12 protein-coding genes are annotated in these 14965 nt (G+C 65.7%); 5 read left to right on the top strand and 7 right to left on the bottom strand.

Annotation, left to right across the window (positions count from 1 at the left end):
* Position 1 precedes the first annotated feature (1 nt).
* The gene (locus ACVWY6_RS05105) at positions 2-778 is read right to left on the bottom strand and encodes a fumarylacetoacetate hydrolase family protein (RefSeq protein ID WP_457536496.1); all 777 of its coding nucleotides are present in this window, start codon (positions 776-778) and stop codon (positions 2-4) included.
* A gap of 120 nt (positions 779-898) precedes the next feature.
* Here ACVWY6_RS05105 and ACVWY6_RS05100 point away from each other — a divergent pair, with 120 nt between their 5' ends.
* Positions 899-2140, top strand: a complete 1242-nt coding sequence (locus ACVWY6_RS05100; RefSeq protein ID WP_457536494.1) for an MFS transporter — start codon at positions 899-901, stop codon at positions 2138-2140.
* 28 nt (positions 2141-2168) lie between these two features.
* Here ACVWY6_RS05100 and ACVWY6_RS05095 read toward each other — a convergent pair whose 3' ends face one another.
* Positions 2169-3182 carry a 3-isopropylmalate dehydrogenase gene (locus ACVWY6_RS05095; RefSeq protein WP_023963802.1) on the bottom strand — a complete coding sequence of 338 codons (1014 nt, stop codon included), beginning with the start codon at positions 3180-3182 and terminating at the stop codon, positions 2169-2171.
* Positions 3179-4774 carry a phosphoglycerate dehydrogenase gene (gene serA / locus ACVWY6_RS05090; protein WP_023963804.1) on the bottom strand — a complete coding sequence of 532 codons (1596 nt, stop codon included), beginning with the start codon at positions 4772-4774 and terminating at the stop codon, positions 3179-3181. Before serA ends, ACVWY6_RS05095 begins: the two co-directional genes overlap by 4 nt.
* Before the next feature lie 257 nt (positions 4775-5031).
* Between serA and ACVWY6_RS05085 the strand changes: the two genes are divergently transcribed.
* Positions 5032-5694, top strand: coding sequence for a S1 family peptidase (locus tag ACVWY6_RS05085; protein WP_023963806.1), 663 nt, complete (start codon positions 5032-5034; stop codon positions 5692-5694).
* 290 nt (positions 5695-5984) lie between these two features.
* Here the strand turns inward: ACVWY6_RS05085 and ilvC are convergent, their stop codons facing one another.
* The 3 genes from ilvC to ACVWY6_RS05070 all read right to left on the bottom strand — a co-directional run bounded on the left by ilvC (position 5985) and on the right by ACVWY6_RS05070 (position 9647).
* Positions 5985-6986 carry a ketol-acid reductoisomerase gene (ilvC, locus tag ACVWY6_RS05080; RefSeq protein ID WP_200866421.1) on the bottom strand — a complete coding sequence of 334 codons (1002 nt, stop codon included), beginning with the start codon at positions 6984-6986 and terminating at the stop codon, positions 5985-5987.
* A gap of 139 nt (positions 6987-7125) precedes the next feature.
* On the bottom strand, positions 7126-7629 hold the full coding sequence (ilvN, locus tag ACVWY6_RS05075; RefSeq protein WP_023963810.1) for an acetolactate synthase small subunit: 504 nt from the start codon (positions 7627-7629) through the stop codon (positions 7126-7128).
* Positions 7626-9647 carry an acetolactate synthase large subunit gene (locus tag ACVWY6_RS05070; protein ID WP_457536491.1) on the bottom strand — a complete coding sequence of 674 codons (2022 nt, stop codon included), beginning with the start codon at positions 9645-9647 and terminating at the stop codon, positions 7626-7628. The genes ilvN and ACVWY6_RS05070 overlap by 4 nt, the downstream gene beginning before the upstream one ends.
* Before the next feature lie 325 nt (positions 9648-9972).
* Here ACVWY6_RS05070 and ACVWY6_RS05065 point away from each other — a divergent pair, with 325 nt between their 5' ends.
* Both ACVWY6_RS05065 and ilvD read left to right on the top strand, forming a co-directional pair.
* Positions 9973-10497, top strand: a complete 525-nt coding sequence (locus tag ACVWY6_RS05065; protein ID WP_245968959.1) for a PH domain-containing protein — start codon at positions 9973-9975, stop codon at positions 10495-10497.
* A 229-nt stretch (positions 10498-10726) separates the two neighbouring features.
* Entirely contained in the window at positions 10727-12574 is a 1848-nt protein-coding gene (gene ilvD / locus ACVWY6_RS05060; RefSeq protein ID WP_317714255.1) for a dihydroxy-acid dehydratase, read from the top strand.
* A 107-nt stretch (positions 12575-12681) separates the two neighbouring features.
* On the opposite strand, the gene ACVWY6_RS05055 is transcribed toward ilvD, so the two are convergent.
* On the bottom strand, positions 12682-13746 hold the full coding sequence (locus ACVWY6_RS05055) for a DoxX family protein (RefSeq protein WP_457536489.1): 1065 nt from the start codon (positions 13744-13746) through the stop codon (positions 12682-12684).
* 82 nt (positions 13747-13828) lie between these two features.
* Here ACVWY6_RS05055 and ACVWY6_RS05050 point away from each other — a divergent pair, with 82 nt between their 5' ends.
* Positions 13829-14965 carry a PQQ-dependent sugar dehydrogenase gene (locus ACVWY6_RS05050; protein ID WP_457536900.1) on the top strand — a complete coding sequence of 379 codons (1137 nt, stop codon included), beginning with the start codon at positions 13829-13831 and terminating at the stop codon, positions 14963-14965.

Raw genomic sequence — 14965 nt, 5'->3', positions numbered from 1 at the left:
GTCACTTGCCCCGATCGGCGATCGGGTTGGTGAGGGTTCCGATGCCCTCGACCGTCACGCTCACCGTCTGTCCGGCGTTCATGGGGCCGATACCTTCTGGGGTACCCGTCAGGATGACGTCGCCCGGGAGCAGGGTCATCACCGCGCTGATCCACTCCACGATCTCACCCACGTCGTGGAGCATCAGACTGGTCCGACTGCGCTGCCTCACCTCGCCGTCGAGTTCTGTGCGGATCTCGAGATCGCTTGGGTCGAGCTCGGTTTCGATCCATGGGCCGAGAGGACAGAACGTGTCGTGCCCCTTACCGCGGGTCCACTGACCGTCGGCCTTCTGCTGATCGCGAGCAGTCACATCGTTGCCGACCGTGTAGCCGAGGATGACGTCTTTGGCGGCAGAGGCCTTCACATCACGGCACGGTCGCCCGATGACAACGGCCAGCTCGCCCTCGTAGTCGACCCGCTCCGACGACTTGGGTCGCAGAATCGGCACCTGGGGACCGATGATCGACGTGTTCGGCTTGATGAAGATGACCGGGTTCGCCGGCACGTCCGTCTCCATCTCCGCCGCGTGCGCGGCGTAGTTCTTACCGATGCAGATCACCTTGCTGGCCAGAATGGGCGCCAACAGCCTGGTGTCGACCAGTTGCCAGCTGCGGCCCGTGAACGTGGGTGTGCCGAAGGGATGCTCGGCGATCTCGCGAGCGGTGGCATCACCGCCTTCTCCCTCGATACTGACAAAGGCAACCCCGTCGGGGCTCGCAATTCGACCTAGACGCATGGTCGCCACACTATCGCACCGGCGCCGTCTCACAGGGCGGGAGCCGGGTTGGTTGCATTCCCTAAGTGTTTTAGAATGTGGACTATAAGTTTCATATGTTGAGATCGATGGAGGTGTGCGGTGCCTACGGAAACCAGACGTCGGGCGATGCTCGCCGCTTCCCTGACGGCAGCAATGGCAACCACGTGCGTGGTCAGTGGAATAGCTTTCCTGATCCCGGAGCTGCACCGGTCCGAGGGGATGTCGCTGACGGCCGCCTCGACCCTTGCCGCGGTCCCCATGGTCGGCCTGCTGCTCGCGACCATTGCGTGGGGCGTTGCACTGGACCGCTTCGGTGAAAGACGCATCTTGCTGCTGTCGCTGACGTTGACCGTCGCGGCCACCGGATCCGCCTGCCTGGCCAACGCTTTCGAAGCGCCGACCGTCATCCTCGGCGCGTGCCTCCTGGTCGCGGGAATCACTTCGGCGGCGACCAACGGCGCCGGCGGGCGCATCGTCGTCGGATGGTTTCCTCCCGATCGCCGGGGCACCGCGATGGGGGCCCGGCAGATGGCGCAGCCGTTGGGCATCGGGGTCTGCGCGTTGACGATCCCCGTGCTGGCCGAAACCTTCGGCGTCACCGCAGGTTTGGCTGTACCACTGGTGGTCACAACATTGGCGGCCGTATTCGTGGCAGTAGTCATCGCGGACCCGCCCCGTGAGACCAAGGCCGACGGATCCGCCGTCGAGTCCCCGAATCCCTATCGTGGGAGCAGTTTTCTGCCGCGAGTACACGGCGTCAGCATCCTGCTGTCGATCCCGCAGGGAATGTTGTGGACCTTCGTCCCGGCGTGGCTCATCGTTCAACACGAATGGTCAGCCCTCAGCGCCGGGATACTGGTGACGATCAGCCAGGTCCTCGGCGCATTCGGCCGTATCGCCGCCGGGCGGTGGTCGGACTCGTGGGGGTCGCGCACCAAACCCATTCGGCTGATCGCCGTCGGCGCGGCTGCCTCGGTCGGCTTGCTCGCGTTCACGGACTGGCTCGACAGCCCGACCGCAGCCATCGTCATGGTGGTCGCGAGCGTGATCACCGTGGCGGACAACGGGTTGGCCTTCACCGCCATCGCCGAATTCGCGGGCCCCGGGTGGAGCGGGCGTGGACTCGCGATCCAGAACACCGGCCAGTATCTCTGGATGGCTGGATCCACTCCCCTGTTCGGAATGGCGATCGGCGCCTTCGGCTATCCGGCGGCCTTCTTGATCTCCGCGGCCGCGCCGGCCATCGCGATCGGCTTGGTCCCGGCCGACGAAGAGCCACCAAACAAATCCGCTCCACCTACTTTCGTTCGCACCGCTTGCGACGGGAGCGAACAGAAGTAGGTGGAGCGGATTTTCGGAGGTATCCGATTCAGCCGAGTGCAGCCTTGATCCGGGTTCCGACCTCGTCGGTGGTCACCGGCTGATCGCCGCGGCCCGCGAGGTCGGCAGCGACCGCTTGGTCGATGCGGTCGGCTTCGGCGTCGTGACCGAGATGGCGCAGCAGCAGTCCCACCGACAAGATCGCAGCCGTCGGATCGGCCTTGCCCTGCCCGGCGATGTCGGGTGCGCTGCCGTGAACCGGCTCGAACATCGACGGGTTGGTACCGGTGGCATCGATGTTGCCGGACGCCGCCAACCCGATACCGCCACTGACCGCCGCGGCGATGTCGGTGATGATGTCGCCGAACAAGTTGTCGGTGACGATGACGTCGTAGCGCGACGGGTTGGTGACCATGTAGATGGTTGCCGCGTCGATGTGGTTGTAATCGACCGTCACTTCCGGGAACTCGGCCGCGACCTCGTCGACGGTGCGCTTCCAGAGCGACCCGGCGAAGGTCAGCACGTTCGTCTTGTGGATCAGGGTGAGGTGCTTGCGGCGTGCCTGCGCACGCGAGAAAGCATCTCGGACAACACGTTCGACGCCGAAGCGAGTGTTGACACTGACCTCTGTGGCGACCTCGTTGGGGGTGCCCACGCGGATCGCGCCACCGTTTCCGGTGTACGGACCCTCGGTGCCCTCACGTACCACCACGAAGTCGATGTCAGGGTTTCCGGCCAGCGGCGAACGCACGCCCGGGAACAGCTTGCTGGGGCGCAGGTTCACGTGGTGATCGAGCGCAAATCGCATCTTCAGCAGCAGCCCGCGCTCCAGGATGCCCGGCGTCACCGACGGGTCCCCGATCGCACCGAGAAGGATCGCGTCGTGTTCGCGGATGGCGGCGAGGTCGCTGTCCGTGAGCAGCTCGCCCGTGCGGTGGTAGCGCTGGGCGCCGAGGTCGAACTCGGTCTTCTCGACACCCGGGAGCACCTGATCGAGAACGTCCAGCGCCTGCCCGACGACCTCGGGTCCGATGCCGTCTCCCGCGATGACAGCCAGTTTCACGACAGATCCACCTGCTCGATGAGGGTGGCGTCGACGGCCTCGCCGATGGCCTCGACGACAGCTGCCGGGACTTCCTGGCTGACACGGAGCAGAATGGTTGCGCCTTCACCTTCGGCGTCCTGGGAGAGGCCGGCAGCCTGGATGTCGATACCGGCGTTGCCCAGCAGCGTGCCGATCTTGCCGAGCGATCCGGGCTTGTCTCCGTAGGCGACAACGAGGTTGCGGCCTTCGGCACGCAGGTCGAAGTTGCGGCCGTTGATGTTCACGACCTTCTCGACCTCGGCCGGACCCGAGAGGGTGCCGGCCACGTTCAGCACGGTGCCGTCGCCGAACACAGCGCGCAGGTCGACCAGGTTTCGGTGGTTCGGGCTCTCGGACGCGGTGGTGACCTCGGAGGTCACGCCGCGCTCTGCGGCCAGAGCCGGAGCGTTCACGAACGTGACCGGCTCCTCGATGACTGCCGAGAACAACCCGCGCAGCGCGGACAGTCCGAGGACGTCCACGTTCTTGACGGCGATCTCGCCGCGCACGTCGACGGTGAGGTTGGCCGGAACCTGACCGGACAGCGCGCCGACGAGGACGCCGAGCTTGCGCACGAGTTCGAGCCACGGCGCGACCTCATCGTCGACAGACCCGCCCGTGATGTTGACTGCGTCGGGAACGAAATGGCCGGCCAGGGCCAACCGAACACTCTTGGCGACGTCGGTGCCCGCGCGGTCCTGGGCCTCCGAGGTGGACGCGCCGAGGTGCGGGGTGACGACGACCTGCGGCAGCTCGAACAGCGGCGAATCGGTGCACGGCTCGGTGGCGTACACGTCGAGCCCGGCAGCGAAGACCTGACCGGACGCGATGGCGTCGGCGAGAGCCTGCTCGTCGATCAGACCGCCACGCGCGGCGTTGACCACGATGACGCCCTTCTTGGTACGGGCCAACTGCTCAGCACCGATCAGCCCGAGGGTTTCCGGCGTCTTGGGCAGGTGCACCGAGAACATGTCGGCACGCTCGAGCAGTTCATCGAGGCTGACGAGCTCGATGCCGAGCTGCGCGGCGCGCGCCGGGGACACGTAGGGGTCGTACGCGATGATGTTGGTCTCGAAGGCCGCGAGGCGCTGCGCGAACAACTGCCCGATCCTGCCGAGCCCGACGACACCGACGGTTTTGCCGAAGATCTCCACGCCGTTGAAGCTCGACCGCTTCCATTCGTGCTGACGCAGCGTCGCATCGGCTGCGGGGATCTGTCGGGCCGCGGACAGCAGCAAGCTGACGGCGTGCTCTGCGGCGGTGTGGATGTTCGAGGTCGGCGCATTGACGACCATGACCCCGCGTTCGGTGGCGGCCGGCACGTCCACGTTGTCCAGGCCCACTCCAGCGCGGGCGACGATCTTCAGATTGGGGCCGGCGGCCAGGACCTCGGCATCAACCTGAGTGGCCGATCGGACCAGGATCGCATCGGCGTCCTTGACGGCTTCGAGCAATTTGGGACGATCCGGGCCGTCGACCCAGCGCACCTCGACATCCTCACCCAGTGCAGTAACGGTGGACTGGGCCAATTTGTCGGCGATCAGGACGACTGGGCGGCCGGTGGGACTCACGGTGATTTTCTCCTGGTGTCGGGCCGCGCCCGGTGCTCTACCGGGAGCAAACTCAGTTGGCAACTCCAGCGATCAGCTTAGAGGCCCTCTCCTGCGGATTTCCCGCGGGTGGGTAGACCGACAAGCATCCGACCTGCGCGATTAAAGAATCTTCATTCGCGTGCAGGCAATCTAGCTCCCTGTGACTTGCGTTACGGTTATATTGCATCCGGGCGGGGGGCGCTCAGGTGGCCCGCACACACGATTGGGGAATCGAAATGTTCAGGAAACTGCTCGCCGTCTGCGCTGCGATCGCAATGGCCGCACTCGTGCTGGTGGGGGCCGGCACGGCGAGCGCGGATCCCGCCAAGGTCACCCTCGGAGGCGGGTCGGGAATCCTCATCCTCACCGGGGGCAACACCGCAGCCGCGTGCACCCTCACCACCATTGGCACCGACAACCGGGGCGACCTCTACGGGCTGACGGCGGCACACTGCGGCGAGGGCGGCCAGCGGGTCATCTCCGAACAGTTCCAGAACCGCGGTCTACTCGGCCGCATCGCGTTCTCCAACCACAAACTCGACTACGCCATCATCAAGTTCGACAACACCAAGGTGACCCCCACCCGCACGGTCGGCAGTGTCACCATCCGCGGCGTCCAGACCACTCCCCCGGCCGTCGGCAGCATCGCCTGCAAAGAAGGCCGCACCACCGGCAACACCTGTGGCATCACCTGGTTTTCCAACGGCACCGAACACATCAGCCAGATCTGCGTTGTCGAAGGCGATTCCGGAAGCCCCGTTGTCGTCGGCGACAGGCTCATCGGCATGGTCAACGCCTACTACTTCGTAGGCTGCATCGGGCCGGAGACCGGCACCAACATCAAGGCGCTCCTCGATGACATGCCCAAGCGGGGGGTCGAGGGTTTCCGGGTGTTCTGAGCCATCTGCTCGCTGCGCTCGCTATCGGGGGGCTCCAAGTTAGCCTTTCGCTCACTCAGCTGTCCCCCAGTCAGCTCTTCGTCTCACCAGCTGTGTCTTTGGCTCGCTGGCGCTCGCGTGCGGGCGGCCCTTTCTCGCGTCGTCTTCCCTCGTCGACTCGGTCGCTGCGCTCCCTCGCTCCTCAGTCCAGACGACGCGGGCCGCCCGCGTTGTGGTCGAGATCGCGACAAATGCACAACAAACAAACCCCGGTCCAAAGGACCGGGGCTTGTTGTAAAAGCTACTGCAAGCTAGGCAGTTTCGGTGATCGGACGATCAACCCAGCTCATCAGGTCACGCAGCTTCTGGCCGGTGACCTCGATGGGGTGTTCGGCGTTCTGCTTGCGCAGGTTTTCGAGCTCTTTGTTGCCGCCTTCGACGTTGGCGACCAGGCGCTTGACGAAGGTGCCGTCCTGGATGTCCTTGAGGATGCCCTGCATACGCTCTTTGGTACCCGAGTCGATGACGCGGGGACCGGAGACGTAGCCACCGAACTCGGCGGTGTCGGAGACCGAGTAGTTCATGCGGGCGATGCCGCCTTCGTACATGAGGTCGACGATGAGCTTGAGCTCGTGCAGCACCTCGAAGTACGCCATCTCGGGCGCGTATCCGGCTTCGACCATGACCTCGAAACCGATCTTGACCAGTTCCTCGGTGCCGCCGCAGAGCACGGCCTGCTCGCCGAAGAGGTCGGTTTCGGTCTCTTCTTTGAACGTGGTCTTGATGACACCCGCGCGCGCTCCACCGATCGCAGCGGCGTAACTCAGGGCCAGGGCCTCGCCGTTGCCCTTCGGGTCCTGATCGACCGCGATGAGGCAGGGCACACCCTTGCCGTCGACGTACTGACGACGCACGAGGTGTCCGGGGCCCTTGGGGGCGACCATGCCGACGGTGATGTTGTCGGCCGGCTCGATCAGGTCGAAGTGGATGTTGAGGCCGTGGCCGAAGAACAGCGCGTCGCCGTCGTTGAGGTTGGGCTCGATCTCGTCTTTGAAGATCTTCGCCTGTGAGGTGTCCGGGGCGAGCACCATGATGACGTCGGCCCAGGCGGCGGCCTCGGACGCGGTCAGGACCTTGAGGCCCTGCTCCTCGGCCTTGGCGCGCGAAGCGCTGCCCTCGCGCAGGCCGATCACGACCTCGACGCCGGAATCACGCAGGCTCAGCGAGTGAGCGTGTCCCTGGCTGCCGTATCCGATGACCGCAACTTTGCGGCCCTGGATGATCGACAGGTCGGCATCGTCGTCGTAGAACATCTCGACTGCCACTTGGTTTTCCCTTCTTCGGTGATCCCCCGGCCCTCATTGGCCAGGGACTAGTTCTTTATTCGACTCGAACTTCTGGTGTGGTGACGAACTCGGCCCTAGACGAGCCGAGCGCATTCCGGCGAACGCCTCAGCGTGCCGCCGACATGCTCTTCGGACCTCGACCGAGCGCGACGATGCCCGATTGGGCGATCTCGCGGATGCCATACGGATCAAGCATTTTCAGCAGTGCCTCGAGCTTGTCGGGAGTACCGGTCGCCTCGACGGTGATCGATTCCGGCGAGACGTCGATGACCTTCGCCCGGAACAGGTTGACCACTTCGATCACCTCTCCGCGCGCCGACGCATCCGAGCGCACCTTGATCATCATGAGCTCGCGGGCCACGGAGGTGTCCGGGTCCTGCTCGACGATCTTGATCACGTTGATCAGCTTGTTCAGCTGCTTGGTGACCTGCTCGAGAGGGAAATCCTCGACCGCGACCATGATGGTCATCCGCGAGACACCTTTGAGTTCGGTGGCTCCCACGGCGAGGGACTCGATGTTGAACCCGCGGCGCGAGAACAGTGCCGAGACACGGGCCAGGACACCTGGACGGTCCTCGACGAGCACGCTGAGGGTGTGATGCGTCGTCATTTCGTCTCGTCTTTCTCGTCACTGATCCGGGTGGTCTGCACCGATTCGACGCCGGCGATGTCTCCGCCTGCCATCGTCCGATGGATCTCGGCGGGTTCGGTGGATGCGGCCTCGTCGTCGTCGAACAACGGCCGGATTCCGCGGGCCGCCATGATCTCGTCGTTGCCTGTGCCCGCGGCGACCATGGGCCACACCTGGGCGTCGGCACCGACGACGAAGTCGATGACCACCGGACGATCGTTGATCGCACGCGCCTCGGCGAGCACGGCATCGACGTCTTCTTCGCGCTCACAACGCAATCCGACACAGCCGAGTGCTTCGGCGAGCTTCAGGAAGTCCGGGATCCGCACTGACGACTCGGAGTGGTGAGTCGAGAGGTTGGTGTTGGAGTACCGCTCGTCGTAGAAGAGGGTCTGCCACTGCCGGACCATGCCCAGATTGCCGTTGTTGATGACGGCGACCTTGATGGGGATGCCCTCGATGGCGCAGGTGGCCAGTTCCTGATTGGTCATCTGGAAACAGCCGTCGCCGTCGATGGCCCACACCTCCGTGTCGGGCATCCCGAGCTTGGCGCCCATGGCAGCCGGGACGGCATAACCCATGGTGCCCAGTCCGCCCGAGTTCAGCCACGTACGCGGCTTCTCGTACGAGATGAACTGTGCGGCCCACATCTGGTGCTGTCCGACACCCGCGCAGTAGATCGCGTCCGGGCCGGCGGTCTTGCCGATCGCCGAGATCACGAACTCCGGCGACATCGAGCCGTCGGCCGGGCGGTCGTAGCTGAGCGGGTAGGTGCGGCGGATCCCGTCGAGGTAGCTCCACCAGGTGCTCAGGTCCGGCGCGGCCGCGGTGGTCGCCCGCTCGTCACGGATGGCCTCGGTCAGCTCGGTGATCACCGCACGGCAATCGCCGACGATCGGCACGTCCGCGTGCCGGTTTTTGCCGATCTCGGCAGGGTCGATGTCGGCGTGGATGACCTTGGCATCGGGAGCGAACGAATCGAGCGCGCCGGTGACACGGTCGTCGAAGCGAGCGCCGAGGGTGATCAGCAGGTCGCTGCGCTGAAGGGCCGCGACCGCGGCAACCGTTCCGTGCATTCCGGGCATTCCGAGGTGCAGCTTGTGGCTGTCGGGGAACGCGCCGCGGGCCATGAGGGTGGTGACCACGGGAATACCGGTCAGTTCGGCCAGCTCGAGCAGCTCAGCGGAGGAGTCGGATTTGATGACCCCACCACCGACGTAGAGCACCGGTGAACGCGACGACGCGATCAGCCTGGCGGCTTCCCGGACCTGTTTGCCGTGAGGCTTGGTGACAGGACGGTAGCCGGGCAGATCGAGCTGCGGCGGCCACGAAAATGTGGTCTGGGCCTGCAACACATCTTTGGGGATGTCGACGAGAACCGCTCCGGGACGGCCACTTTCGGCGATGTGGAACGCTTCGGCCATCACCTTCGCGATCTCTGCACCACTGTTGACCAAGAAATTGTGCTTCGTGATCGGCATGGTGATACCGGAGATGTCGGCTTCCTGGAAGGCGTCGGTACCGATCAGTGCGCGGCCGACCTGCCCGGTGATCGCGACGATGGGCACCGAGTCCATCTGCGCGTCGGCCAGGGGCGTGACCAGGTTGGTGGCACCGGGACCGGAGGTCGCCATGCACACTCCGACGCGTCCGGTGGCCTGCGCGTAACCGGTGGCGGCGTGGCCGGCCCCCTGCTCGTGGCGGACCAGGACGTGGCGGACCTGCTTGGAGTCGAACAGTGGGTCGTAGACCGGGAGGACCGCTCCGCCGGGAATGCCGAAGACCGCATCGACGCCGAGTTCCTCGAGGGCGCGCACTACTGCCTTGGCACCACTGACCCGCTCCGGTGCCACCGTTCGACGGGGACCGGTTGCGGACGGGGCTACCGGCGAACCATTCCCTGGCGTACGCCGCGGGGCGACGGGCCCCTTGGCCTGCTGCGTTGTCTGACCACCGGGGTGGGACCCCGGCTGGGTGCGTGCTGCTGGTGCGCTCACTGCACCTTCCCTCTGTTCGGACACCACGGCCCTGGGCCGTATGCGTCGGTGGACAACAAAAAACCCCCGACAGCCGTTGCTGTGCGAGGGTGGCGCGTCGATGCTTTGTGAGTACTCGTGGGAGATACCCGGTCAGGCGATGACGCGCCGGCCGAGTACGAGAATCTGTTTTTGCATCACAGTTAGCCAGGCTAGAACTGCGGATGCAGTGAGTCAAACTCCTTGAGATCCGATCCCACATCGTGGGATCGGATCAACGCCCAGGCTGCAGGGCTGTGTTCATCGCCGATTCCGTCTGCGTCTTCGGGGATGCCACAATGTCTCGGTGTCCGAGACCGAATCAATCGAGCTGCCCGCGGTGTTCCGCATCACTCCGGTCGCCTACTTTGCTGCGTTCATGATGGCGGTGACGTCGCTGGCCCTGGCGGGCGCATCGTTGCGCTATCTCGGCTGGACCCTGGTGGTCCCGATCCTGCTGGCCTTGTGGATCCATCGGCTGCGCACCATCGTCACCGAGGACGGGGTCACCGCCGTGAGTCTGCGGGGTCGCCGGTCGGCAACGTGGGACCAGATCGCCGGGCTGCAATTCCCCAAGTGGGGCGCCGTGCGTGCGATCCGGACCGACAAGTCCAAACTCGTGCTGCCCGCCATCACCTTCCGTGACCTACCCCGCCTGTCGGCGGCCAGCCGCGGACGCATACCCGACCCCTACGCGATCGACAGCCCCGAGCAGGAACGGATAGCCGAGGTCGAGGAGCCCACACCCGAGTCGACCTCGTCGACCGATGGCACCATCTCCGACAACGATGGACAGTCCGGCACCAAACCCGGCGAGGGTACGACCACCTGAGTCCCGGAGGGCTCCCGCCGAACCCGTCCGCGTCGACTGAGCAGCGTCGAGATGATCTACGTCGACTCCGCGTGCGCCGAAACCGCGTGGGCCGAAACCCGCACGGAGCATTGCTGAATCCGTACGGCCGCGCAAATGCGGCCGCGCGCACCGGAGTACGGTTGACCGCGCAACTATTCCGTGCCGCAGCCCGGCCGGATCTGGTCGAGCAATCGAGGAATCAGCAGCCATGCCGAATTTGAGGTCACGCACCACCACCGTCGGACGCAATGCGTCGGGCGCCCGCTCGCTCTGGCGCGCCACCGGGATGACCGACGACGATTTCGGCAAACCGATTGTGGCCATTGCCAATTCGTACACCCAGTTCGTACCCGGCCATGTGCACCTCAAGGACGTGGGCGAGATCGTGGCAGACGCTGTTCGTGCTGCGGGAGGCGTGCCGAGGGAATTTCACACCATTGCTGTCGACGACGGCATCGCGATGGGCCACGACGGCATGCTCTACTCGCTGCCCAGCCGGGAGATCATCGCCGATTCGGTGGAGTACATGGTCAACGCCCACACTGCCGACGCGCTGGTGTGTATCTCCAACTGCGACAAGATCACCCCGGGAATGCTGAATGCGGCCATGCGGCTCGACATCCCCACCGTCTTCGTCTCGGGCGGCCCGATGGAGGCCGGCAAGGCGGTTGTCGTCGGAGACACAGTGCATCCCTCGTCAGACCTGATCACGTCGATCTCGGCCTCTGCCAACGACGCCGTCGACGATGCCGCGCTCCGGGAGGTCGAACTCGCCGCGTGCCCGACCTGCGGTTCGTGCTCGGGCATGTTCACGGCCAACTCCATGAACTGCCTCACCGAGGCGCTGGGACTCGCCCTGCCGGGCAACGGTTCCACCCTCGCGACCCACGAAGCGCGCCGCAGTTTGTTCAGCAGGGCCGGACAGGTGATCGTCGAGGCAGCGCTGCGGTACTACCGAGACGATGACGAGTCGGTGCTCCCCCGGAACATCGCGACCCCCAGTGCATTCCGCAACGCCATGGCGCTCGACGTGGCCATGGGCGGCTCGACGAACACCGTTCTGCACGTATTGGCTGCCGCCCAGGAAGGCGAGGTCCGCGACTTCGATCTCACGGTCATCGATGAGATCAGCCGTCGGGTGCCCTGCTTGTCGAAGGTGTCGCCCAACTCTGACTACCACATGGAAGACGTGCACAGGGCCGGTGGAATCGCCGCCATCCTGGGCGAACTCCGTCGGGCAGGACTGCTCGACGACACCACCAGCACGGTTCATTCGCCGACGATGGCAGCCTTCCTGGACGACTGGGACATCCGCGGCGGCAAGGCAACCGACGAGGCCTTCGAGCTGTTCCACGCCGCCCCCGGCGGCGTTCGCACCACCACACCGTTCTCGACTGCGAATCGATGGAGCTCGCTCGACACCGATGCTGCCGGCGGATGCATCCGCGACATCGAGCACGCCTACACGATCGAAGGCGGGTTGTGCGTGCTGCGCGGCAATCTCGCCGAGGACGGCGCGGTACTCAAGACGGCCGGCATCGACGAGGAACTGTGGCACTTTCAGGGCCCGGCTCGAGTGGTCGAGTCCCAGGACGAAGCCGTCCAGGTCATCCTGAGCAAGACCATTCAGGCCGGCGAAGTACTGGTGGTGCGGTACGAAGGTCCTGCTGGTGGGCCCGGCATGCAGGAGATGCTGCATCCCACCGCCTTCATGAAGGGCACGGGCATGGGCAAGAAGTGCGCGCTCATCACCGACGGGCGTTTCTCGGGTGGTTCCTCGGGCCTGTCGGTCGGTCACATCTCGCCGGAAGCGGCCGCGGGTGGTGTCATCGGACTCATCGAGGACGGCGACCAGGTCCTGATCGACGTGAAGACCCGCAAGCTGGAGGTGCTCGTCGACGACGAGGTCCTCGCCGATCGCCGAGCGAAGATGGACGCATCCGAACGCCCGTGGCAGCCGATGCAAGCCCGCGATCGGAAGGTGACCACTGCGCTGCGCGCGTACGCCAAGCTCGCCACGTCAGCCGACAAGGGTGCGGTCCGCCAGGTCGATTGACCGGTCTCGATCAGCCCTGAGATCGGCCCGTTGCGAGGCCGCCGAGGGACATACGCCCCCGGCGGCACGCCACGGCGACGAAGTTGGCGACGTTGGGAACGGCCTGACTACTGGGCGGGGTTACCCGGCGACTCGAACGGATTGGTTCCGTTAAACAGGAACCAGATCGCCACCGGTGCGGCGATACCGACAACAAGCCAGGCGACCGATCCGATGAACGGCCTGGTGGCCCAGCCCCTGTTGAAGTCGAGAGAGATACGGCCTGGCCCGGTCAAGATGATCACCGCGGCCGCCAGACCGAGGAACAGTTCGTACTCGATGCCCTTGTTGGTGAAGTCGGGGTCGACCGCGAAGAACCACACGCCGCCCGCGAGGGTCGACTTGAACAGCGCGGCGACAACCATGACGCCCAGGACCGCCGCGCCCGCGATGGGGGTCAGCAGTCCGAGCACCAGCATCAGCCCGCCGATGGTCTCCGAGAGCGCGCCCAGTACGGCAAGCCACTTGGCGGCATCCGGGTTGAACCCGATGTTGGTGTTCGCCGAGTTGACAAGGTAGTCCTCGAAGCCGCTGAGCCGGGGACCGTTCCACCACCCGAACAGTTTCTGGCTGCCATGGGCCATCGCGATCAGGCCGACACCCACCCGCAGGATCAGCAATCCCAGATCGGTGGTCCCACGCCGCACGGGCGCCTCGGTGACCACCGGACCGACGGGCTCGGGCTCAGCCGGGCCGCGGGTCGCGAAGTCGTCATCGTCGTCGTATCGCGGCTGCGGGCCGTGTTGACGATGGAAGTCGTCCCGGTCCACACCCGCCGTCGGAATCCGGGTTGTCGCGGTGGAGGGCGCCGCTGCAGCGGGCCTGGCCACCACATCGGTGTCCTGACGGGACAGATCGTCGTCGGCGGCCTGCGCACCGGCCGGCGTCGCGCCGGCAGGCTGCTTGCGCATGGTCGGGATCTGCTCGGTCTCTTCCAGTTCCGCCTCCTCCTGGGCGAACTGACCACTTTCCCCGGATCGAGGCGAGCGGTACGGCGCGTAGCCATAGGCGCCGGTATCGCCCTCCGGCCTGCTCGCCTGCGGGTCGCGCGCCGCACTCTGCGGCACTCCGATCTGTTCGGTGGGCTCGTCGTAGGGGCTCGACCCCTGGCCGTCAGGATCTCGTTCGGTCACAGTTCGACCTTAGAGGCTCACCGGGCAACCCAAGTGTTCGCCGGGCCGGGCGCGCCCGATCAGTAGGGTGGACGCCATGAGAATGCACCACGGGTCTGCGATCGCACGGATCGTGATCATGCTGGTGGCGGCAGCCACCGTGGTGACCGGATGCGCCGACGGCTTCGCCGAGCAGGACCGCAACCGCGACGCCGGCCAGTTCTCGACCAACTCCAACCCGCCGTTGCAGCAGCAGGAACAGACACCGAGCAGTCCGCCACCGACCGATCCGGGCGCTCCGACGGGTCCGTGCCCAGACCCCGACCCGACCGTCATCGCCACATGTCTCGACACCACCAGCGGCGTGCTCCCAGGAAATGCCGACGCGACGGCGACCGTGGTCGCGCAACGCACCACGGGAAAGATCGTGCGCACCAAGCGCGGCGGGCCGACTCAGGACGTGGCCTCGTTCGAGGTCGATGCCTCAGGCGACGGCGGCCTGCTGGACTTCGCGTTCTCCCCCGATTTCGCGCAGGATCAGTTGCTCTACGCCTACATCACCACCCCCACCGACAACCGGGTTGTCCGGCTGGCCCCGAATGACGTGCCCAAGCCGATCCTCGTCGGGATCCCGAAGGGCCCGGTCGGGAACATGGGAACCATCTATTTCAAGAGTCCGACCGAACTGCTGGTGGCCACCGGCGACGCAGGCGATCCACAGTCGGCGTCTGACCCGGCATCCCTGGCGGGCAAGATTCTGTCGGTCACGGACCTGGCATCGGGTAGCACCACCCCACCCCGGGTGCTGACCTCGGGACTGGGATCGAATCCGGCTCTGTGCCCCGACGTCGCCACCGGTGCGCTGTACCTGACCGACCGCGCGCCCGCCGAGGACCGCCTCCAGCTGATCAGCGCCACCGGTGTGGCGCGCACGCTGTGGACCTGGCCCGACAAACCGGAAACGGCGGGATGTGCTGCGGTCAACGGCATGATCATGGTGTCGCAGACCAGGACTCAACGACTTCAGGCCCTGGCGGCACCGACCGAGGAGAAGCCCACCACGGCTGAACCGGTCACCGTGCTGGAGAAGCGGTATGGGTCGCTCGGACGCCTCACGGCTGTACCCGGTGGCCTCTTCCAGGTCGCGACGGTGAACAAACAGACCGGTACGGCCGGCCCCACAGACGATCGGGTGATCATCATCCCGATGCCGCAGGGCCCCGCCGACACCAACATCTGA

It is taken from the genome of Williamsia sp. R60 (assembly GCF_054063855.1).
This window is presented reverse-complemented; position numbering and strand designations above follow the sequence as displayed.

Coding starts and splice junctions, on each gene's coding strand:
- ilvD (WP_317714255.1), top strand. CDS start 10,727: ATGCCGAATTTGAGGTCACGCACCACCACCGTCGGACGCAATGCGTCG.
- ilvN (WP_023963810.1), bottom strand. CDS start 7,629: ATGACGACGCATCACACCCTCAGCGTGCTCGTCGAGGACCGTCCAGGT.
- ACVWY6_RS05105 (WP_457536496.1), bottom strand. CDS start 778: ATGCGTCTAGGTCGAATTGCGAGCCCCGACGGGGTTGCCTTTGTCAGT.
- ACVWY6_RS05050 (WP_457536900.1), top strand. CDS start 13,829: ATGCACCACGGGTCTGCGATCGCACGGATCGTGATCATGCTGGTGGCG.
- ACVWY6_RS05085 (WP_023963806.1), top strand. CDS start 5,032: ATGTTCAGGAAACTGCTCGCCGTCTGCGCTGCGATCGCAATGGCCGCA.
- ilvC (WP_200866421.1), bottom strand. CDS start 6,986: ATGTTCTACGACGACGATGCCGACCTGTCGATCATCCAGGGCCGCAAA.